General features: G+C 64.3%; 22 protein-coding genes. 19 read left to right on the forward strand and 3 right to left on the reverse strand.

Going from position 1 to position 19,574, the window contains the following annotated elements; all coding sequences use genetic code 11:
* Window positions 1–165 precede the first annotated feature (165 nt).
* The 15 genes from astD to G410_RS0109890 all read left to right on the forward strand — a co-directional run bounded on the left by astD (window position 166) and on the right by G410_RS0109890 (window position 12,722).
* On the forward strand, window positions 166–1,602 hold the full coding sequence (astD, locus tag G410_RS0109825; RefSeq protein ID WP_022673483.1) for a succinylglutamate-semialdehyde dehydrogenase: 1,437 nt from the start codon (window positions 166–168) through the stop codon (window positions 1,600–1,602).
* A gap of 100 nt (window positions 1,603–1,702) precedes the next feature.
* Window positions 1,703–2,506 (forward strand): uroporphyrinogen-III C-methyltransferase, encoded by an 804-nt coding sequence (cobA, locus tag G410_RS16305; RefSeq protein ID WP_022673484.1) that lies wholly within the window; start codon window positions 1,703–1,705, stop codon window positions 2,504–2,506.
* A complete protein-coding gene (locus tag G410_RS0109835) occupies window positions 2,503–2,793 on the forward strand; it encodes a DUF2849 domain-containing protein (protein ID WP_022673485.1) in 291 nt (96 codons plus the stop codon). The genes cobA and G410_RS0109835 overlap by 4 nt, the downstream gene beginning before the upstream one ends.
* Window positions 2,793–4,427: a nitrite/sulfite reductase gene (locus tag G410_RS0109840; RefSeq protein ID WP_022673486.1), complete on the forward strand. Its 1,635-nt coding sequence runs from the start codon at window positions 2,793–2,795 to the stop codon at window positions 4,425–4,427. The genes G410_RS0109835 and G410_RS0109840 overlap by 1 nt, the downstream gene beginning before the upstream one ends.
* Complete coding sequence (locus tag G410_RS0109845; protein WP_022673487.1) at window positions 4,420–4,887, forward strand: DUF934 domain-containing protein; 468 nt, start codon at window positions 4,420–4,422, stop codon at window positions 4,885–4,887. Before G410_RS0109840 ends, G410_RS0109845 begins: the two co-directional genes overlap by 8 nt.
* Window positions 4,868–5,638 carry a phosphoadenylyl-sulfate reductase gene (locus G410_RS0109850; RefSeq protein ID WP_022673488.1) on the forward strand — a complete coding sequence of 257 codons (771 nt, stop codon included), beginning with the start codon at window positions 4,868–4,870 and terminating at the stop codon, window positions 5,636–5,638. The genes G410_RS0109845 and G410_RS0109850 overlap by 20 nt, the downstream gene beginning before the upstream one ends.
* A gap of 123 nt (window positions 5,639–5,761) precedes the next feature.
* Entirely contained in the window at window positions 5,762–6,172 is a 411-nt protein-coding gene (locus G410_RS16310; RefSeq protein WP_022673489.1) for a BLUF domain-containing protein, read from the forward strand.
* Window positions 6,173–6,266: 94 nt separating this feature from the next.
* Entirely contained in the window at window positions 6,267–6,401 is a 135-nt protein-coding gene (gene rpmH / locus G410_RS0109860) for a 50S ribosomal protein L34 (protein ID WP_022673490.1), read from the forward strand.
* Between the two features lie 35 nt (window positions 6,402–6,436).
* Window positions 6,437–6,775: a ribonuclease P protein component gene (rnpA, locus tag G410_RS0109865; protein WP_028971323.1), complete on the forward strand. Its 339-nt coding sequence runs from the start codon at window positions 6,437–6,439 to the stop codon at window positions 6,773–6,775.
* Entirely contained in the window at window positions 6,772–6,984 is a 213-nt protein-coding gene (yidD, locus tag G410_RS17725) for a membrane protein insertion efficiency factor YidD (RefSeq protein ID WP_084489120.1), read from the forward strand. Before rnpA ends, yidD begins: the two co-directional genes overlap by 4 nt.
* Before the next feature lie 50 nt (window positions 6,985–7,034).
* Complete coding sequence (gene yidC / locus G410_RS0109870) at window positions 7,035–8,786, forward strand: membrane protein insertase YidC (protein ID WP_022673492.1); 1,752 nt, start codon at window positions 7,035–7,037, stop codon at window positions 8,784–8,786.
* A 323-nt stretch (window positions 8,787–9,109) separates the two neighbouring features.
* Window positions 9,110–9,733: a ribosome biogenesis GTP-binding protein YihA/YsxC gene (gene yihA, locus G410_RS0109875; protein ID WP_022673493.1), complete on the forward strand. Its 624-nt coding sequence runs from the start codon at window positions 9,110–9,112 to the stop codon at window positions 9,731–9,733.
* Window positions 9,734–9,777: 44 nt separating this feature from the next.
* Complete coding sequence (locus G410_RS0109880; protein ID WP_022673494.1) at window positions 9,778–10,452, forward strand: glutathione S-transferase family protein; 675 nt, start codon at window positions 9,778–9,780, stop codon at window positions 10,450–10,452.
* A complete protein-coding gene (gene dapE, locus G410_RS0109885; protein WP_022673495.1) occupies window positions 10,452–11,594 on the forward strand; it encodes a succinyl-diaminopimelate desuccinylase in 1,143 nt (380 codons plus the stop codon). Before G410_RS0109880 ends, dapE begins: the two co-directional genes overlap by 1 nt.
* Before the next feature lie 36 nt (window positions 11,595–11,630).
* Complete coding sequence (locus G410_RS0109890; protein WP_022673496.1) at window positions 11,631–12,722, forward strand: DUF5694 domain-containing protein; 1,092 nt, start codon at window positions 11,631–11,633, stop codon at window positions 12,720–12,722.
* 11 nt (window positions 12,723–12,733) lie between these two features.
* Here the strand turns inward: G410_RS0109890 and G410_RS0109895 are convergent, their stop codons facing one another.
* Genes G410_RS0109895 through G410_RS0109905 form a run of 3 tightly spaced genes read right to left on the reverse strand, consistent with a single transcriptional unit; the run spans window position 12,734 to window position 15,279 of the window.
* Complete coding sequence (locus tag G410_RS0109895) at window positions 12,734–13,300, reverse strand: Smr/MutS family protein (RefSeq protein ID WP_022673497.1); 567 nt, start codon at window positions 13,298–13,300, stop codon at window positions 12,734–12,736.
* Complete coding sequence (gene mltA / locus G410_RS0109900; protein ID WP_022673498.1) at window positions 13,297–14,610, reverse strand: murein transglycosylase A; 1,314 nt, start codon at window positions 14,608–14,610, stop codon at window positions 13,297–13,299. Before mltA ends, G410_RS0109895 begins: the two co-directional genes overlap by 4 nt.
* A 12-nt stretch (window positions 14,611–14,622) precedes the next feature.
* Window positions 14,623–15,279, reverse strand: a complete 657-nt coding sequence (locus tag G410_RS0109905) for a Tim44/TimA family putative adaptor protein (RefSeq protein ID WP_028971327.1) — start codon at window positions 15,277–15,279, stop codon at window positions 14,623–14,625.
* Window positions 15,280–15,529: 250 nt separating this feature from the next.
* On the opposite strand from G410_RS0109905, the gene secB reads away from it, so the two are divergent.
* The 4 genes from secB to G410_RS0109925 all read left to right on the forward strand — a co-directional run bounded on the left by secB (window position 15,530) and on the right by G410_RS0109925 (window position 19,538).
* On the forward strand, window positions 15,530–16,054 hold the full coding sequence (gene secB / locus G410_RS0109910; RefSeq protein ID WP_028971328.1) for a protein-export chaperone SecB: 525 nt from the start codon (window positions 15,530–15,532) through the stop codon (window positions 16,052–16,054).
* Window positions 16,055–16,114: 60 nt separating this feature from the next.
* Window positions 16,115–17,701 (forward strand): murein biosynthesis integral membrane protein MurJ, encoded by a 1,587-nt coding sequence (gene murJ, locus G410_RS0109915; RefSeq protein ID WP_022673501.1) that lies wholly within the window; start codon window positions 16,115–16,117, stop codon window positions 17,699–17,701.
* 2 nt (window positions 17,702–17,703) lie between these two features.
* Window positions 17,704–18,696, forward strand: coding sequence for a tryptophan--tRNA ligase (gene trpS, locus G410_RS0109920; protein ID WP_022673502.1), 993 nt, complete (start codon window positions 17,704–17,706; stop codon window positions 18,694–18,696).
* A gap of 155 nt (window positions 18,697–18,851) precedes the next feature.
* Window positions 18,852–19,538 carry a DUF4136 domain-containing protein gene (locus G410_RS0109925; protein WP_022673503.1) on the forward strand — a complete coding sequence of 229 codons (687 nt, stop codon included), beginning with the start codon at window positions 18,852–18,854 and terminating at the stop codon, window positions 19,536–19,538.
* Window positions 19,539–19,574: the final 36 nt, after the last annotated feature.

Genomic DNA, 19,574 nt, shown 5'->3' on the forward strand with positions numbered 1-19,574 from the left:
TGGAATCTTATCTACCCGGCGTTCGAAGATTGATACGCCTTATCAGGCGCTTTGGGTGCAGGATGGGCTGGTACGCTCCGCGATAAGCTGCGGATTTACCTTCCTGACAGCTTGCTATAGACCCCTCCTTCGCCCGCTTTTTGCAAGAGTTTGAAAAACAATCCTATGTCCCAGCTTCTGTCCATAGAACCGGCAACCGGCGATCGCCTTTGGGAAGGCACTGCATCCGATGTCGATGCCGAAGTGGGGCGGGCGCGCGGCGCCTGGCCCAAATGGGCCGCCATGGCGTTGACCGACCGGATGGAGCTAATCCGCCGCTTCTCCAATGTGGCGCGCGATGCCGAGGATGAGCTGGCCGATCTGATCGCACGCGAGACCGGCAAGCCCGTGTGGGAAGCGCGCACCGAAGTGGCCGCGATCGTGGGCAAGGTGGACATTTCGATCAAGGCCTATGCCGAACGCACATCGCAGCGCCGGGTCGAAGGATCGGGCGCGCGCAACGCGCTGCGGCACAAGCCGCATGGCGTGCTGGCCGTGCTCGGCCCCTATAATTTTCCGGCGCATCTGCCCAATGGCCACATCGTTCCGGCGCTGATCGCGGGCAATACGGTGCTGTTCAAGCCATCCGAAAAGACGCCTGCGGTGGGCGAGAAGCTGGTGGAGCTCTATCACCGCGCCGGGATCCCGCAGGATGTCGTCCGGCTGGTGCAAGGCGGCCCCGATGTGGGCAAGGCGCTGAGCAGCCATGACGGGATCGACGGGCTGCTATTCACCGGATCGGCGCGCACCGGCATCGCGCTCAACCGGCAGTTTGCCACCCGGCCCGACAAGATTCTGGCGCTCGAAATGGGTGGCAACAATCCCATCATCGTCTGGGACGCGGACGATATTCACAGCGCCGCCGTGCTGGTGATCCAGTCCGCCTTTCTGACGGCAGGGCAGCGTTGCACCGCCGCCCGCCGGCTGATCCTGAAGAAGGACCAGGCCGATCTGGTGATCGCCGAGGTCAAGCGCATTGCCGACCGTCTGGTGATCGATCGCCCGCATGCCGACCCTGCCCCGTTCATGGGGCCGGTGATCGACAATCAGAGCGCCGACGGACTGACCGAAAGCTTTCTGGCGCTGATGAGCCATGGCGGCCGCCCGATCAAACATATGCGCCGGCCGGACGGCAATCTGCCGTTCGTCACGCCCGGCATCATCGACGTGACCGAGATGACGGAGCGTCCCGATATCGAGCTGTTCGGCCCGCTGCTGCAGATCATCCGCGTGGATGATTTCGACGAGGCCATGGCCGAGGCGAACAACACGCGTTTCGGACTCTCGGCATCGCTGGTGGGCGGAGACAACAAGCTGTTCGATCGCTTCTGGGCCAATAGCCGCGCCGGCATCGTCAACTGGAACGGCACCACCAACGGTGCCACAAGCCATGCGCCCTTTGGCGGCATCGGCCTGTCCGGCAACCACCGGCCCAGCGCCTATTATGCCGCCGATTATTGCGCCTTTCCCGTCGTCTCGGCGGAGAATGACAAGCCCAATGCCCGGATCGGCATCGGCATCAAGCAGGATGAATTTCATCCCGAGGAAAAGGGCGACGCTTAGCCGCTGCGGCAACTGTCGGGCGGCGCGCTAAAGCTGCCCTTCACGCCGTCCAATCCATCCTCGTTTGTGCGAAGGACCGGCGGAGGCCATCTTTCGGACCATGACAGAAGCCTCCCCTTCCAAAGAACGCCAGTTCGGCACCGTCTATCTGGTCGGTGCCGGGCCCGGTGATCCGGATCTCCTGACGATCAAGGCCGCGCGGCTGATCGAGCGGGCGCGCCTGATCGTGCATGACGGCCTCGTGGCCGACGAGATCATGGCGATGGCCCGCCCCGATGCGCGTTTGATTTCGGTCGCGAAGAAACGCGCCCGGCACACCCTGCCGCAGGAAGACATCAACGCGCTGCTGGTGGCCGAGGCCAAGGCCGGCCATGATGTCGTGCGGCTGAAAGGCGGCGATCCGTTCATCTTCGGGCGCGGCGGCGAGGAAGCCGAAGATTTGCGCGCCGCCGGCGTGTCTGTCGAGGTTGTCCCCGGCATCAGCGCCGCCAATGGCTGCGCCGCCGAGGCGCTGCTGCCGCTCACGCATCGCGAGGATGCCAGCGCGGTCAGCTTCGTGGCGGGGCAGTGCAAGGGGCTGAGCGAACAGAACTGGGCCGGCCTGGCCGGCAAGGGCCGCACGCTCGTCATCTATATGGGCGTGGCCACTGCCGAGCCGATCACCGAAAAGCTGATTGACGACGGCCTCTCCCCGGACACCCCCGTCGCCGTTCTGGAGAACGGCACCCGCGGCGAATCGCGCGCGATCCGCACATTGCTGACCGATCTGGGCGCGATGATCGCGCGCGAGAATGTGCGCAGCCCCGCGCTCATCGTGGTCGGCGATGTGGTGAAGCGCTCCAATGCGCTCGACCTGTTCAACATCGTTCGCACCGAGCGCGCACAAGTGGAAAGTGAAGCATGATCATTCTGACCGGAAACGACCTGAAGACCGGCGACGTCATCTGGTGGGCGGGCGAGACCAACTGGTCGCGCCACCTGTCCGATGCCGTGGACGCCGGCGAGGAAGCCGATGCGGTGCTGCAGCGCGAAGACGCCGCGCGCCGTGTCAACGCAGGCTATAGCGTGGAAGCCGAGCAGACCGAGCGCGGCCCCATGCCGCTGCATATCAAGGACCGTGTGCGCGCGTCCGGCCCCACCGTGCGGCAGGACCTGGCCATCGACACCAATATCCCGATCGAGAAAGCCTGATGTACCAGTACGATAAATATGACCAGTCGCTCGTCGACAGCCGCGTGGCCGAATTTCGCGATCAGTGCGAGCGGCGCATCGCGGGAGAGATGACCGAGGATCAGTTCAAGCCACTGCGCCTGCAGAACGGTCTGTATCTGCAACTGCACGCCTATATGCTGCGCGTGGCCATTCCCTATGGCACGCTGTCGGGCGATCAGATGCGGATGCTGGCGACCATCGCGCGCAAATATGACCGCGATTACGGGCATTTCACCACCCGCCAGAACATCCAGTATAACTGGATCAAGCTGGAGGATGCGGCCGATATCCTGCAGGACCTGTCCACGGTCGAAATGCACGCCATCCAGACCAGCGGCAATTGCATCCGCAACATCAGTTCCGATCAATATGCCGGGGCCAGCGCCGAAGAGGCCGCCGATCCGCGGCCTTGGGCGGAGCTGCTGCGCCAATGGTCCAGCTTCCACCCGGAATTCGCGCATCTGCCGCGCAAGTTCAAAATCTGCGTCATCGCATCGGATACCGACCGCGCGGCCATGCGGCTGCACGATATCGGCATTCAGCTGGTGGAGAATGACGCGGGAGAACTCGGCGCGCGCTTTTATGTCGGCGGCGGCATGGGCCGCACGCCGATGATCGCGCCGCTGATCCGCGAATTCGTCTCCGCCGATGATCTGATCAGCTATTGCGAGGCCTGCCTGCGGGTCTACAACCGCTACGGACGGCGCGACAACAAGTACAAGGCGCGCATCAAGATCTTGGTGCACGAGATTGGCGCAGAGGAATATAAGCGCCAGGTCGAGGAAGAATTCGCGCATATCAAGACGCTGAATCTCGACCCGCCGCGCGCCGAGCTGGAGCGGATCAGCGAATTTTTCGCACCGCCCGCTTTCGACGCCGAGGCACCGACCGAAGTCGATCTGTCCGATCCGGATTTCCGTATCTGGCATGACCAGAATGTCGCCGAACATAAGAACCCGGCCTATGCGATCGCCACGATCAGCCTGAAGCCGGTCGGCGGCATTCCGGGCGATGCCACGGCGGACCAGATGGACCTGATGGCCGATCTGGCCAAGCAGTATAGTTTCGATGAGTGCCGCGTTACGCACAGCCAAAACATCGTGCTGCCGCATGTGCGCAAGGCCGATCTCTACGCGCTGTGGCAGAAGCTCGACGAAGCCGGCCTTGCGCCCGCCAATCTGGATCTGATCGGCGATATGATCGCATGCCCGGGCCTGGATTATTGCAGCCTGGCCAATGCCCGCTCGATCCCGCTGGCACAGAAGATCTCGCAGCGTTTTGCCGATCAGCAGCGGCAGAAGGAACTGGGGGAGCTGAAGCTGAAAATTTCCGGCTGCATCAATGCCTGCGGCCATCATCATGCCGGGCATATCGGCATCCTCGGCGTCGACCGGAAGGGCGTGGAGAATTACCAGCTGCTCTTCGGCGGCTCGGGCGCGGAAGATGTGAGCCTGGCCAAGATCACCGGCCCCGGCTTCACCGAAGATGGCGTGGTCGATGCCATCGAAAAGGCGACCGACCTGTATCTCGCCCAGCGCGAGGAAGGCGAGCGGTTCGTCGATACCTATCGGCGAATCGGCATGGAGCCGTTCAAGGAGGCGCTTTATGGCTGAATCATTTGCAACCGGCGGTGTGGGCGATGCCCAGCTGCGTTATCGTGACGATGAACCCTGCGCGCAGCCCGCTGTGACGGTCGAGGCGTTCAAGGGCCAGACCAACGCCACCGCCGTGCGCCTCGAATCGGGTGAGGATGCACGCGAATTGTTGGCCATGCTCGATCGGCTCACGCTGGTCGTCGTGCATTTCCCCGCCTTTACCGACGGGCGCGGCTACTCGGCGGCGCGCATCCTGCGCGAGGCCGGTTATGCCGGTGAACTGCGCGCGGCGGGCGATGTGCTGGTGGACCAGATTCGCTATATGCGCCGCTGCGGGTTCGACAGTTTCGCCCCCGATGCGCCGCTGGACGCGGCGGCTGTGGAGCGGGCGCTGGGCTTTTACGACCATGTCTATCAGCCGACCGTGGATGGTCAGACTCCCGTCTGGACGCTTCGGCATGGCGGCGATCATGGGTAAGGAAACGCGCATCCGCGACCGGCTGGACGTCTCCCCGCGCTTTCGCGAGAGCGACGCCATCCGGCTCAACAACATGTTCCGTGGCCGGGACACCGCCGAGATGCTGGAAAGCGTGCTCGGCGACGGTCTGGCGGGCGATGTCACGCTGGTCTCGTCCTTCGGCGCGGAGAGCGTGGCGCTGCTGCACCTCGTCTCCACCGTGGACAAAAGCGTGCCGGTGCTGTTCCTGGAAACCGGCAAGCATTTTCCCGAGACGCTGGCCTATCGCGATCTGCTGGCCGATCGGTTGGGCCTGAATCTCGTCAACCTGACGCCCGACCCCGCCGATCTGGCGGCGAAGGACGATACCGGCCTGCGCTGGTCCTATGACCCCGACGGCTGCTGCGAGATTCGCAAGGTGAAGCCGTTGGCGCGGGCCATGGCGCGGTTCGATGCCTCGATCACCGGACGCAAGGGCTTTCAGTCTGCCACCCGCCGCGGCCTGCCCCGGTTCGAGATCGACAAGACCGATCCCGAAGGGCGGCTCAAGATCAATCCTCTGGCCGATTGGGATCCCACGCGCGTGGCCGCCTATATCGCAGAGCATGATCTGCCAGCCCATCCGCTGGTGGCGGAAGGCTATCCCTCGATCGGTTGCGCGCCCTGCACCAACAAGGTGAAACCGGGCGAGGACCCGCGCTCGGGCCGCTGGTCCGGCTGGGACAAGACCGAATGCGGCATCCATGTGGATGGACATCAGGCGATTTTCTGAGGCCGTATCTGTTGCCGCGCGGCAACAGATGGTGCCGGTTCCGGAAATCATTCTGCGCAATCGGGAACGAACGCTGATGTGAGACGTCTTTGTAACTGTCGCTTGGACAGGCAAAGTTAATCTATGATTCATCAGCTCACCTATCGCAGCCGCGCTACCATTGAGGTTTCCCCCCTCATCCTCGCATCGATCGGACATATTGCCGAGGAGCGGAACGCCGCGCACGGGATCACCGGATTGCTTTGCCACCAGGATGGATCCTTCTTTCAGGTGATGGAAGGCCCGCGCGCCGCCATCGACATGCTGATGGATATAATCGCGCTGGATCATCGCCATGATCAGGTCGAGATCATCAGCCGCCGGGATTTGCCGGAACGGGAATTCGGCTCCTGGGCCATGGCCGTGGTGTGCGATCACGAGGCCGAGGGCGAGGAACTGATCGACCGCTGCTTCGACAAGCTGGCCGATCAGCCGGTTTACGCCACCGCCGGTTTCCAGGGCCCGATGCCCGATATTGCGCAACACGCCGATTGACTTTCACGCATGGCCCGGTAAACAGCGGGCCATAGAAATAGGCGGTCGCCGGGAACGGCGGCCCTTTTTGTTTTGACAAATAGGACTTGATGCCATGAAGCGCACCTTCCAGCCGAGCAACCTCGTGCGCGCTCGCCGCCACGGTTTCCGCAAGCGCTCCGCCACCGCCAGCGGTCGCAAGATCTTGCGCGCGCGCCGTGCACGCGGCCGCAAGAAGCTGTCCGCCTGAGCGAACAGCCTCTTGTGTCCCCGCCTCTTTTGAAGATGCGGGATCGCAAATCCTTTCTCGCCGCCAATCGCGGGCGTCGCTATGCGGCGCCCGGTTTCGTTCTGCTCGTGCATGATCGGCGCGATGACGATCCGGCGATTCGCATGGGCTTCACCGTCACCAAGAAAATCGGCAATGCGGTGGTGCGCAACCGCATGAAGCGCCGTCTGCGCGCACTGGCGCGGGCGCTGTTGCCGCACGGCGGACAGCCCGGCGCGGATCATGTGCTGATCGGCCGCGCAGGCGGTATCGAGCGCGACTTCGCTGCCATGCAGGCGGAGCTGGAAAAGGCTCTGTCCAGGACCGCGCGGCGACCATCAGCGCCCAGTGCATGATCGCACGCCTGCTGATCCTTGTCGCGCGGTTCTGGCAGCTTGGCCCCTCGCGGCTTCTGCCACCCACCTGCCGCTACACCCCCAGCTGCTCTGCTTTTGCCATCGAGGCCCTCCGGCGCCACGGCGCGATTAAGGGTAGCTGGCTTAGCGCGAAGCGGTTATTGCGCTGCAACCCCTGGGGCGGCCACGGCCACGATCCCGTGCCTTGATCGGCGCCCCACCTCCCCGGCCCTTGCGCCTCGAATAAACGGATTTCCACGTGGAAGATCGCCGCAACGTCATCATCGCCGTCCTGCTGATCGGCATCATCCTGTTCGGATGGCCCTATATCACCGGCCAGTTCTTCCCGAACAACGAGGCCGCTTCTGCCGATGTCGCGCAGGCCGGTGAGGCCGCGCCACCCGCCAATCCGGAGGTGGTGGTGCCCAACAGCGTGGTATCGCAGCGCAGCCTGCAGACCGCGCTGGCCGATGGCGGACGCATCCAGGTGGATACGCCCAAGCTCGACGGATCGATCAGCCTGACCGGTGCGCGCATTGATGACATGATGCTGAAAAATTACCGCATGGGCGTGGATGACGACACGCCGGAGGTGCGCCTGCTGTCGCCTGCCGGCACGGCGGACGCCTATTTCGCGCGGTTCGGCTGGCTTGGCGAGGGTATCGAACTGCCCGGAGACAAGACCGTGTGGCAGGCCAGCAGCCAGCGCCTGACGCCGGGCAATCCGGTCACGCTCAGCTGGCGCAACGGCACCGGCCAGACCTTCCAGATGCTGCTGGCGATCGATGAGGATTATCTCATCACCGTGGACCAGCGCGTCATGAACGGCGGCGGCGCGCCCATCGCCATCCGCCCTTATGGTCTGATCAGCCGCCGCGGCGTCTCCGAAGACAAGAGCACATGGACCATCCATGTCGGCCCGATGGGCGTGTTCGACGGATCGGCCGATTATGGCTGGAACTATGACGATGTCGAGGAAGCCGGCCCGGATGGCGCCAAGTTCGCCACCACCGGCGGCTGGCTCGGCTTTACAGACAAATATTGGCTGACCGCACTGGTGCCCGACCAGAAGACCCCGATCGATGCCGCCTTCCGCGCATCGGGCGACGTCTTCCAGAACGAGATGCTGCAGAAGACGCCCACCGTGTTGCAGCCGGGCCGCCAGTTCACCCAGCGCAGTCATTTCTTCGTCGGTGCCAAGGAAACCGAGGTGCTGGATCATTATCGCAGCGATCTCGGCTTCGAGAAATTCGATCTGGCGATCGACTGGGGCTGGTTCCGCCCGATCGAGAAGGCGTTTCTCTACGTCCTCACATGGCTGTTCGATCTGGTCGGCAATTTCGGCGTGGCCATCATCTGCCTGACGCTGATCGTGCGCGGCCTGATGTTCCCGATCGCGCAGAAGCAGTTCAAATCTATGGCGCAGATGAAGGCCATCCAGCCGAAGATGAAAAAGCTGCAGGAAATTCACAAGGACGACAAGACCAAGCAGCAGCAGGAGCTGATGAAGCTCTACAAGGAAGAAAAGGTCAATCCACTGGCCGGCTGCCTGCCCATGTTCCTGCAGATTCCGGTGTTCTTCGCGCTCTACAAGCTCCTGATGCTGTCGATCGAGATGCGCCACCAGCCCTTCGCGCTGTGGATTCAGGATCTGTCCGCGCCCGATCCGCTGACGCCGGTGAACCTGTTCGGTCTGATCCCGTTCGATCCACCCGGCTTCCTGGCCATCGGCGTGCTGCCGATCATCCTGGGCGTGACCATGTTCTTCCAGTTCCGCCTGCAACCGATGACGGACCCGATCCAGAAGCAGCTCTTCTCGATCATGCCATGGGTGATGATGTTCATCATGGCGCCGTTCGCCGCCGGTCTGCAGCTCTATTGGGTGGCCAGCAACCTGTTCACCATCGCCCAGCAGAAGCTGCTCTACGCCCGGCATCCAGAGCTGAAGGAAGCCATGAAGCGCGATGCCGAAGCCAAGATGCGCGAGCGCGAGGCCAAGACGAAAGCCTGAACTCCGACAGCGCACCCTTCGCCCCTCCTTTGGGGCGGGGGGGCTTCTGCCCGTGGCCAGGAAACTTCATGGCTGATCGCCGACGCCAACCGGCACGGGGCCGTCTCAACGGATTGCCCCAGCTTCTATCTGTCGCGTCAACGACGTGATTCTCCTGGGCAGACAACGCCCTTTATTCGCTGTCCTAAAACCCCAGACCTGACCTAAGATCGGCCGATGACCGTCATGCCCCTTCCCACCTTATGCCCCCGCCGCCGTTCCAGCCTGACTATGGCGGCGGGACGTATCGCGTCCTTTGCGACCTTCCAGCAGGAGCGCCAGCCATGAATGCCGAGCATAATGCGATCTTTTCCGGGAAGGTCGATTTCCTGAAATCCGCGCCGAAACTGGAATTCCTGCCCGATCCGGACGCCCCGGAGATCGCCTTTGCGGGCCGCTCCAATGTTGGCAAATCCTCGCTCATCAACGCGCTGCTGGGCCGCAAGGCGATTGCGCGGACATCGGTTACGCCGGGACGCACGCAGGAGCTGAATTTCTTCAACGTCGGCGATCCGCCGCTGTTTCGCATCGTCGATATGCCCGGCTACGGCTATGCCAAGGCCCCGGTCAAGACGGTGCAACGCTGGCGTTACCTCATCAACGATTATCTGCGCGGGCGGCAGGTACTGGCGCGCACCTTCCTCCTGATCGACGCCCGGCGCGGCATCGGCCCCGTCGATCTGGACATGATGGCCATGCTGAACGGGGCCGCCGTGAGCTTCCGCACGGTGCTGACCAAGACCGACAAGGTGAAGCAGACCGAGCGGGACGATGTCGCCGCCAAGGTGGAGGCCGCGCTGCGCAAGCACCCCGCCGCCTTTCCCGGCCTGATTCTCACATCCTCCGAAAAGGCATTCGGGATCGAAGAGCTGCGTTCAGCTGTTCTGGAGTCGATCGAAAAGCAATAATCGCCGTCGGCTCCGCCCCGGCCACAACCGTTAGGCAATCCCATATGAAACTGATCATCGGCAACAAGGCCTATTCCAGCTGGTCCATGCGCGGCTGGCTGGCGGCCAAGCAGTCCGGCCTGCCGTTCGAGGAAATCCTGGTGCCGCTCTACACCGATGAGTGGGACAACCGGAAACGCGAAGAGGATATGGCGCCGAGCCATGGCAAGGTGCCGATCCTGTGGGATGGCGAGAGCGTGATCTGGGACAGCATCGCCATTGTCGACTGGCTGGCCGACAAGACCAGCCGCGACCGGTTCTGGCCGAAGGACGAAGTCGCGCGCGGCATGGCCCGCTCGATGTGCGCCGAAATGCATTGCGGCTTCATGGACCTGCGCCGCGAATGCCCGATGAACACCCGCCGCTCCTTCCCCGATCATGAAATCAGCGATGCCGCCCGCGCGGATGCCATCCGCATCCTGCAGCTCTGGGCCGAAGCGCGGGCGCGTTTCGGCAAGTCCGGCCCCTATCTGTTCGGCACCTTCAGCGCAGCGGACATCATGTACGCGCCGGTCGTGTCCCGCTTCAAGACCTATGGCTTCAAGCTGCCCGGCTTCGCCATATCCTATTCGGAGGCGATCCTGGAGCATCAGTGGGTGCAGGACTGGTGCGCCGCAGCCGAGGAAGAGGACTGGACGCTGGAACGCTACGAGGATCTGGGCAGCAGCGCCACCGCCTGATGGAGACCAAAGCCGTGACCGATGTGACCCACCTCGCCCGCCAGCTGATTGCCTGCGAAAGCGTGACGCCCGCCACCGGGGCGGTGTTCGATGCCATGGAGGCGATCCTGGCCCCGCTGGGCTTCACGATCAGCCGGTTCGTCGCCGGAGAAGCGCCCGACGGTCCGGTGGAAAATCTCTTTGCCACGCGCGGCAGCGGGAGCCGGCATTTCGCTTTTGCGGGCCATCTGGATGTGGTGCCCGCCGGCAAGGGCTGGACCGGCAGCGCCTTCGAACCGGACGAGCGCGACGGGCTGCTTTACGGGCGCGGCGCGGTGGATATGAAGGGCTCCATCGCCGCCTTCGTCGCGGCCATAGGCGATATTCCCGAAGACGCCGGGCGCATCAGCCTGATCATCACCGGCGATGAGGAAGGCCCCGCCGTCTTCGGCACCCGCGCGCTCATGGAATTCATGGCCGAGCGTTCCATCGTGCCAGATCTGTGTCTGGTCGGTGAGCCGACGTCGGTAAATACGCTGGGCGACATGATGAAGATCGGCCGGCGCGGCTCGGTCAATATGTGGATCACCGTTACCGGCACGCAGGGCCATGTCGCCTATCCGCACAATGCCGACAATCCGATCCCGCGCCTGTGCGCGATCATGAGCGAGCTGGAAAAGGTGAGGCTCGATAACGGAACCGACTGGTTTCAGGCGAGCAATCTGGAGGTCACCGATCTCACCGTGGGCAATGAAGCGCATAATGTGATCCCCGGAGAGGCCAGTGCCCGCCTGTCGATCCGCTTCAACGACCGGCATACGGGCGACGGCCTGGTGCGCATGGTCCGCTCGGTGGCCGAGCTGCACGGCGGCACGGTGGAGGCCATTGTGTCGGGCGAACCCTTTCTCACCCCGCCCGGCGATTTCAGCGCCATCATCGCCGCAGCCATCACGGAAGTGACCGGCGTGGAGCCCGAGCTATCGACCAGCGGCGGCACGTCCGATGCGCGCTTCCTGTCCAAGCTATGCCCGGTCGTCGAATTCGGCCTGCGCAACGCCACCATGCACAAGCTGGATGAAGCGGTCGAGATCGCCGATCTGGAGGCACTGGTCGAAATCTATCGGCGGATCGTGCGCAAGGCGCTGGAGATGCCGGCGGGTTGAGGCAGACACTGATGTCTTCAGCAGGAGATATCGTCGATGCGTAGGCGCAACATTGTAATCGCTGTCCTGTTCGCCCTGACCGCTTCGGCGGCGGCCAGCGCGCAATCCTACACGCCATTCGATACCGGTGCGTATAAAGGCCCGGACGTTGGCCCAGCCAATCAGTTGATGGTGCTGGGCAGCCCGCACCTGTCCAATCTGCCGTCCACCTTCGATCCGGCACAGGTCGAGCCGCTCATCGATGATCTGCAGTCCTGGGCTCCCCAGGCCATTGCCATCGAATCGATATCCGGCGCCGGTTGCGACGTCATGCGCCAATATCCGGACCGCTATAGCGACAGCGTGGAAGCCTATTGCTGGAATCCGGCCCCTGCCGCCGCCGCGACCGGTCTGGATGTGCCCGCCGCCACCGCCGCATGGCAGGCCGCGCTCGCCAGCTGGCCGCCAGTGCCGACCGCAGCCGAGCGGCGCCATCTTGCCGCGCTGTTTCTCGCTGGCGGCGAAAGCGCCTCGGCGCTGGTGCAGTGGCTGCGTCTGGCGGACATGGACCGGCATGAAGGCGATGGACTGGACGCGGCGCTGGTCGCCCGGCTGGAGAAACTGCGCGCACGCAATGATGAAAGCCTGCTGATCGCCGCCGCGCTGGCCGCGCGTCTGGGGCTGGAGCGCGTCTTTGCGATCGACGATCACACCGCCGATGCCCCCGTTTCGAATGAAGCGGCCTATGGCAAAGCTATCGAACAGGCCTGGGACAATCCGGCAACGGCACGGCGCTTCAAAGAGGCGGACGCCTTACAAGCGCGCTTGGGCGAACCGGGGGGCTTGCTGGCCTTGTACCGCGCCTACAATGGTCCGGACTATGCACCATTGGCGTATCGGAGCGATTTCGGGGCCGCGCTGGAAGAGCCGTCCCCCCAGCGTTTCGGACGCGGCTATCTTGGCTATTGGGAAACGCGCAACCTGCGCATGGCGGCCAATCTGCGGGATGTCTTCGCCGCCCGTCCGGGGATCCGCGTGCTGCTGATCGTCGGCGCCTCCCACAAGGGCTATATCGAACATTATCTCGATCAGATGCACGACATGGTGATCGTCGATCCGCTGACCGTGCTGCAAGAAACGCCGCGCTGAGCGCAAGCTGGTTACACGCCGGGCCGCCGCAGCACGATATAGAGCGCGCCGTCGCCGCCATGGCGCGGATGCGCGCCGCGGACCGAGGCGATGCGGCTGGCATGGCGGGATGAGGCCAGCCAGTCGCGCACCGCCGCGCGGATCGCGCCGCGGCCTTCGCCAGTCGCGCGGTCGTGGCCGCGATCCTTGCCGGTCACCAGCAGGATGGTGCGATAGTGCATGGCGATGGCCTGCTCCAGCGCGCTATCCAGCCGGTCATAGGCGCCGGCCAGATTACGGCCATGCAGATCGATGCTGAGATCGGGCTCCAGCCGCCCCTTGATGATGCGCCGGTCCCAGCTGCCATCCAGATTGCCCGGCGCGGGCGGTGGTGGCGGTGCGGGCGCGGCGGGGCGGAACGCAGGTATACGCCCCTTCGGCTTCCCGGTCGGCGGTGGAGGCGGCGGCGGCGCAGCGACCGGTGCAGCCTCGGCGGTGGGCGCAGCGGGCCGGGGCTTGGCGGTGGTGATGGGGCGCACGGTTGCGATGACGCGCTGCCACAGCGCTGCTTCGTCAGGGCCGAGCGGGCGGCGGCTCACAGGCCGAGCCGCGCCGCCGACGCATTGGGCAAAAAGATGAGCGCTGATCCGCGCGCCGACATACCACCGGCAATCGCCCGTGCTTCCTCGCCCGCGCCCCAGAAGGTATCGAACCGGTTGGGCCCCTTGATGGCACCGCCCGTGTCCTGCGCCACCCAGAGCCCATTGGGTTCGGCCCGGTCCATCGACATCCAGACCGGCGCGCCGAGCGGCACGAAGTCCGGATCCGCTGCCACCGTGGTGCGCGGCGCCACGGCATAGCCCATGGCGCCCAGCGGCCCGGCCCCGGTCAGTTCCTGAAAAAAGACGTAGCTCTTGTTTTCGTCCATGATCCGCCGCCCCTCCTCGGGGTTGCGATGCAGATAGCCGACAATGCCCTGCATCGACGCTTCGCCCGGCTGGAGCAATCCGCGGTCCCGCATCAGCGCACCGATGCCGGTATAGGCGCGGCCATTTTGCGACGCGTAACCGATGCGCATCACGCCGCCATCGGGCAGACGCAGCCGGCCCGAGCCCTGCACCTGCAGGAAGAACAGCTCCACCGGATCGGCGGCCCAGCCGATGATCGGCGCGCGGCCTTCCAGGGAGCCCTGGACGATGGCAGCGCGCTCATCATAGGGGACGAGCTTGGTCCCCTCCACCTTGCCGCGCACCTTCTTGCCCGCCAGTTCGTCATTGAACTGGCCAAGATCGACATCGATCAGATCACCGGGACGGCCATAGATAGGCGTGTCGTAGCCTCGGCGGTGCGTGCGCGATCCGGCAATCTCCGGCTCGAAATACCCCGTGGCGAAGGCCTTGCCTTCGGCCACCTGCACGGGTGTGAAATGGCGGTCGAAAAAGGCAATCGCGTCGCGGTCCGAAGCATTGGCGGCGGCATTGCAGGCTTCCGCCCAATCGCCGTTTTGCGTCAGGCCGCTGCGATCGGTGCGGCGTTGCACGCCGGGACAGCTCAGACGAAAAGCGGCCAGGGCGGCAGCGGCCCGCGACGGATCGATCGGCAGGCTGCGCACCGCAGGGCCGCGCACCAGCGCGCTCGCCGCCGCCACGCTACCGTCGCCGCGCGCCGCGCCGGACGACATGGGGGGCAAGGCCGTCGCCGGGATCGGTGCTGCCGCCCTGTCGCTGCGATAGGGCGGTGCGGGACGCGGCGTGGGCGCGGCATCCTCATAGCCAAGCTGCGGGGTGCCGGGCGCAGACGACGGGGAGCGGACTCCGCCGCCTTCCGGTATCACACCGGAGCAGCCCGACAGCAAAACGGCGGCCCAGAGAGCCGCCGCAGCCTGTGTTCGATAGGAAAAGCCAGTCATACCGGCTTAGTGTCAAACCGTGGCGGTCTCGACAAGCGTCCAATTGGGGTCGTTCGACGTGACGTCGCGCTGGAAGGTCCAGATGTCATGCGCCTCGACGGCGTCGGTCATCGATCCGCCGATCACATTGCCATCCTTGTCCCGCACCAGAGCGGCGATATCGGCGTCGAACTGGATCGTCACCCGGGCGATGGGACGGCGATAATCCGCTTCCAGAATTTTCGCATCCTCGATCCGCACGAGCCGGTGCTCCAGCGTCTCGCCGCGCTCTTCGCGGGCATCGATCGCGCTGATGAAGCTCTGGCCCACCTCGTCGTCGGTCAGGAAATCCACCGTGTCGCGATCACCGCTCCAGAATGCTTCGAGCACCATGCGGTAAGCCGACTTCGCCCCTTCGACGAACCGCGCCGGATCGAAGTCGCGGTCGGCAGCACCGATGGCGGCGAGATCGCGGCCAGCGCCGGCAACGGCAGGGATGTCTTCCACAGGCGCTGCGCCTTCGCGCTTGTCATCACCGCGCTGCGGCTGGGCAGCGGGTGCGCGGGGGCTTTCCTCCACGCGGCGGGGCATCGGCTCCTGCTCATGCCCGGTGCGTTTGCCGAGCACGGAATAAAGCCGCAGGCCAAGAAAGCCTGCGAGCAGGGCCAGAATGATCATTTCAGGCGTCACATTGCCTCCAGAACCGCAAAAATAGGTCCGTACCGGAAAGCGGCACGTCTGCCGATACATAGGTTGGATCGGATGGGGTTTCAAATGCCTTTCCGTCGGGGCAGTGCCGCGAGCCGTCTTCCACCCGCGTGCAGACGGGCTGTGCGATGTCCAATCGGTTGCCCTCAACCGCCGCCACTGCTAGTCGCGCGGGCAACATAGCAGCGGGGCCGCGAGGGCGCCGCTCCACCCGCAAGACAGGATGAAGACCATGGCCGAAGATGGCAGCGATCTCGATTTCAACAATCAGGGCGGCGACAATGCCAATGGCATGGACAATGCGCCATCGGTTGGCGTGCTCAGCCAGTATATCAAGGATCTTTCGGTCGAGAACCCGAACGCGCCGGACAGCTACAACTGGGGCGGGCAGCCGCAGATCGACGTGCAGGTCAACATCCAGTCCAATGCGCTGAACGAAGAAGTGCATGAGGTGGCGCTGCGCCTCAACGTGAAAGCCAATGGCGAAAAGGGCGTCAGCTTCATCGTCGAGCTGGTCTATTGCGGCCTGTTCGGCCTGCGCAATGTGCCCGAAGAGGCGGCGCACCCGTTTCTCTTCGCCGAAGCGCCGCGAATCATTTTCCCGTTCGCCCGCCGCATTCTGGCCGATGCCGTGCGCGATGCCGGTTATCCGCCGCTGATGCTGGAGCCGATCGACTTCAACCAGCTCTACATGCAGCAGCGTGAGCAGGCCGGTGCGCAGGCGGGCGGCGATCAGCCCCCCGTCGGCCAAGCCTGATCGGAGCAGCCTGATGAGGGCCATCGCTGCGGTGCTGGCCCTCCTGGCTGACCGGCGGGCATGAATCTCGCCAAATCCCTCGGCTCCATCGGCGGGCTGACGCTGGTCAGCCGGGTGCTGGCGCTGGTGCGCGATGCCCTGCAGGCACGCTATGTCGGCGCAGGCTTTGCGTCCGATGCGTTTCTCGTCGCCTTCCGCCTGCCCAATATGTTCCGCGCCCTGTTTGCGGAGGGCGCGTTTACCGCCGCATTCATCCCCATGTACAACCGGCGCGTGGCCGAAGGCGGCGGCAAGCCTGCGGGCATCGATTTTGCCGAGCGCGCGCTGGCGGTGCTGTTTCCGATGCTGGTGGTTTTTACCGCCGCGCTGATGATCGCGGCCTGGCCGGTCACCTATGCGCTGTCCGGCGGCTTCAAAGATCCCACGCCGGCGCAATTCTCCTACGCCGTCACGCTGTCACGCATCACCATTCCCTATCTTTTGATGATCTCGCTGGTGTCGCTGCTGGGCGGCATCCTGAATTCGATGGAGAAATATTGGGTCAATGCCGCCGCGCCGATCCTGCTCAACATCGCGATGATCAGCGGGCTGTGGCTCTTTCATGGCGACGATCCTTACGAGACCGCCTGGGTGCAGGCGCTGTCGGTGACGGCGGGCGGCGTGCTGCAGTTGCTGTTCCTGATCTGGGGCTGCCGCCGGGCGGGCGTCAAACTGTCGCTGAGGCCGCCACGTATCGACAAGGATATCCGCCGCCTGTTCTCCCTCATCCTGCCTGCCGCCGCCGGTGCGGGCGCGACGCAGATCAATCTGCTGATCTCCACCGCGCTGGCCGGCAGCCTGCTGGCGCCGGGCGCGATCAGCTATATCTATTATGCCGACCGGCTGAACCAGCTGCCGCTCGGCCTGATCGGTATCGGCCTTGGCACCATCCTGCTGCCCACCCTTTCCCGCCTGCTGGGCGAGGACAAGGCGCAGGAGGCGATGCACATGCAGAACCGGGGCATCGAGCTGGCGCTGTTCCTGACGCTGCCGGCCACCGTGGCGTTTCTGACCATTTCCGAACCGATCGTGCGCGGCCTGTTCCAATATGGCGCGTTCAGCGCGGGCGATACCGAGGCGACGTCCATGGTGCTGGCCGCCTTTTCCATCGGCCTGCCCGCTTATGTGATGATCAAGGTGCTGACGCCGGGCTATTATGCGCGCAGCGACACGCGCACGCCGGTGCGCTTCGCCATGATCGCGATCGCGGTGAACATCGTCGGCAATCTCGCGCTCATTCCCACCATCGGCTATCTCGGCCCCCCGCTCGCCACCGCGCTGTCCGCCAGCATCAATGCCGGACTGTTATACTGGACGCTGCGCAAGCGCGGGCAGTTTCACGCCGATGCGCAGCTGGTGCGCCGCCTGCCCCGGCTGCTGCTCGCCGCGCTGCTGATGGGCGCGGCGCTCTGGTTCGCGCGCATTCTGGCCGCGCCGCACATGCAGGGGCTGATGCTGGAAAAAGCCATCACGCTGGCCATATTGTGCGGCGGCGGCGCGGCGGTCTATCTGGCCGCCTGTTTCCTAACCCGCGCCTTTCGGCTAGGCGACATCCGCGCGCTGGTCCGCCGCGCGCCTGCCAAAACCACCCCTGAGGAAACCACCTGATCATGCGCGTCGTCTCCGGCATCCAGCCAACCGGCAATCTCCATCTCGGCAATTATCTCGGCGCGATCGTCAACTGGGTGAAGATGCAGGATGAAGGCGAGTGCCTGTTCTTCCTGGCCGATCTGCACGCCATATCCATGCCGCACGATCCGGCCACCTTGCGCGCTGGCACGCGCGAAATGGCCGCCGCGCTGATCGCATCCGGCGTCGATCCGGACAAGGCGACCCTGTTCAACCAAGCCCGCGTGCCCGCCCATGCCGAGCTGCAATGGCTGCTCAACGGCACCGCGCGCATGGGCTGGCTGAACCGCATGACGCAGTTTAAGGACAAGTCCGGCAAGAACCGCGAAGGCGCCAGTATCGCGCTGTTCGCCTATCCCGTGCTGCAGGCCGCCGATGTGCTGCTGTACAATGCCACCCATGTGCCCGTCGGTGATGACCAGAAACAGCATCTGGAGCTGGCGCGCGACATCGCCGAAAAGTTCAATAACGACACCGGGACCGAGACCTTCGTGCTGCCTGAGCCGTTCATCGGCACGGACGCGGCGCGGATCATGTCCCTGCGCGATGGCTCCTCCAAGATGAGCAAGTCCGATCCTTCGGACATGAGCCGGATCAACCTGGCGGACGATGCCGATCTGATCGCCAAGAAGATCAAGAAGGCCAAGACCGATGCCGAGCCATTGCCCGATTCGATGGACGATCTGGCGGGCCGTCCGGAAGCGCGCAATCTGGTGACGATCTATGCCGCGCTGGAAGGCCGCGCGCCCGCCGATGTGTTGCAGGACTATGCCGGGCAGGGTTTCGGGCAGTTCAAACCCGCGCTGGCCGATCTCACCGTGAGCAAATTGGCGCCGATCTCCGAACGGTTCAACGCGCTGAAGAATGACGACGCCGCGATCGATGCGATCCTGGCCAAGGGCGCGCAGAAGGCCGCGCAAACCGGCGCACGGATCCTGGCCAGCGCCTATGAAGCGCTCGGCCTGCTGCGCTGATACGGGCGCGTGCAGCAATCTTACGCTAGCATAAACGGCGGCGCAGCAATGCATCCAGCCGTGCCTCTCATGCGTTCAATCGAGGTTCAGTGGCGCTATGTCACCTTGTTACCTATATTGTCTTTACGCGTATTGAGTCCGTAGGAGCCCGCATCATGTTCAGCATCAGCTTTCGCCAAGCCACCAAGTTCGCCGCCCCGGCTGCCCTGCTGGGGCTGGCGGCCTGCGCCACGCCGTTTCAGGCCAATGTCCAACGCTTCCAGCAGCTGCCACCGGCCCAGGGGGAAAGTTTTACGGTCGTCGCGCAGGATCCGGCCAACGCCGGCGGCATCGAATTTGGCCAATATGCCAATATCGTGGCGTCCGAAATGGTGCGCCAAGGCTATCGCCAGGCCGCCAACCCGGCCGCCGCCGATCTGGTGGTGAGCTTCGGTTATGACGTCGATACCGGGCGCGAACGCGTGGTGTCCGACATTTCCCCGTTCGGGTCGCCGTTCGGCTATGGACGCTTCGGTCTGTACGATCCCTTCTACGGCCCCCGCTTCATCGGCCGCCGCGGTCTCTATGGCCGGGGGTTCGTCTATGGCTTCAACGATCCGTTCATCTTTGGCGGCGGGTTCGGGGGTGTGCGCAGCTACACCATCTTCACCGGTGAAATCGACATGAAGATCGAACGGGCCGGCACCGGCGAACGGCTGTTCGAGGGCCGGGCACAGTCCATGTCGCGCTCCGATGACCTGACCTATCTGGTCCCCAATCTGGTCGAGGCCATCTTCACCGGCTTTCCCGGCAACAGCGGTGAGACGGTGCGTATCTCGGTGGCCCCGGAAGGGCGCAGCTGACAGCCCTCACCGGCAATATCCGATAAAAAAAGGCGG

Source organism: Novosphingopyxis baekryungensis DSM 16222, from assembly GCF_000420305.1.
Classification (GTDB): domain Bacteria; phylum Pseudomonadota; class Alphaproteobacteria; order Sphingomonadales; family Sphingomonadaceae; genus Novosphingopyxis; species Novosphingopyxis baekryungensis.

Excerpts from the sequence above, each read along its gene's own strand:
- mltA (WP_022673498.1), bottom strand. The coding sequence starts at position 14,610 with ATGACTGGCTTTTCCTATCGAACACAGGCTGCGGCGGCTCTCTGGGCC.
- yihA (WP_022673493.1), top strand. The coding sequence starts at position 9,110 with ATGAATGCCGAGCATAATGCGATCTTTTCCGGGAAGGTCGATTTCCTG.
- G410_RS0109840 (WP_022673486.1), top strand. The coding sequence starts at position 2,793 with ATGTACCAGTACGATAAATATGACCAGTCGCTCGTCGACAGCCGCGTG.
- rnpA (WP_028971323.1), top strand. The coding sequence starts at position 6,437 with ATGCGGGATCGCAAATCCTTTCTCGCCGCCAATCGCGGGCGTCGCTAT.
- trpS (WP_022673502.1), top strand. The coding sequence starts at position 17,704 with ATGCGCGTCGTCTCCGGCATCCAGCCAACCGGCAATCTCCATCTCGGC.
- G410_RS16310 (WP_022673489.1), top strand. The coding sequence starts at position 5,762 with ATGATTCATCAGCTCACCTATCGCAGCCGCGCTACCATTGAGGTTTCC.
- secB (WP_028971328.1), top strand. The coding sequence starts at position 15,530 with ATGGCCGAAGATGGCAGCGATCTCGATTTCAACAATCAGGGCGGCGAC.
- cobA (WP_022673484.1), top strand. The coding sequence starts at position 1,703 with ATGACAGAAGCCTCCCCTTCCAAAGAACGCCAGTTCGGCACCGTCTAT.
- G410_RS0109835 (WP_022673485.1), top strand. The coding sequence starts at position 2,503 with ATGATCATTCTGACCGGAAACGACCTGAAGACCGGCGACGTCATCTGG.
- G410_RS0109925 (WP_022673503.1), top strand. The coding sequence starts at position 18,852 with ATGTTCAGCATCAGCTTTCGCCAAGCCACCAAGTTCGCCGCCCCGGCT.
- G410_RS0109890 (WP_022673496.1), top strand. The coding sequence starts at position 11,631 with ATGCGTAGGCGCAACATTGTAATCGCTGTCCTGTTCGCCCTGACCGCT.
- astD (WP_022673483.1), top strand. The coding sequence starts at position 166 with ATGTCCCAGCTTCTGTCCATAGAACCGGCAACCGGCGATCGCCTTTGG.
- rpmH (WP_022673490.1), top strand. The coding sequence starts at position 6,267 with ATGAAGCGCACCTTCCAGCCGAGCAACCTCGTGCGCGCTCGCCGCCAC.
- G410_RS0109845 (WP_022673487.1), top strand. The coding sequence starts at position 4,420 with ATGGCTGAATCATTTGCAACCGGCGGTGTGGGCGATGCCCAGCTGCGT.
- dapE (WP_022673495.1), top strand. The coding sequence starts at position 10,452 with ATGGAGACCAAAGCCGTGACCGATGTGACCCACCTCGCCCGCCAGCTG.
- G410_RS0109850 (WP_022673488.1), top strand. The coding sequence starts at position 4,868 with ATGGCGGCGATCATGGGTAAGGAAACGCGCATCCGCGACCGGCTGGAC.
- G410_RS0109880 (WP_022673494.1), top strand. The coding sequence starts at position 9,778 with ATGAAACTGATCATCGGCAACAAGGCCTATTCCAGCTGGTCCATGCGC.
- yidD (WP_084489120.1), top strand. The coding sequence starts at position 6,772 with ATGATCGCACGCCTGCTGATCCTTGTCGCGCGGTTCTGGCAGCTTGGC.
- murJ (WP_022673501.1), top strand. The coding sequence starts at position 16,115 with ATGAATCTCGCCAAATCCCTCGGCTCCATCGGCGGGCTGACGCTGGTC.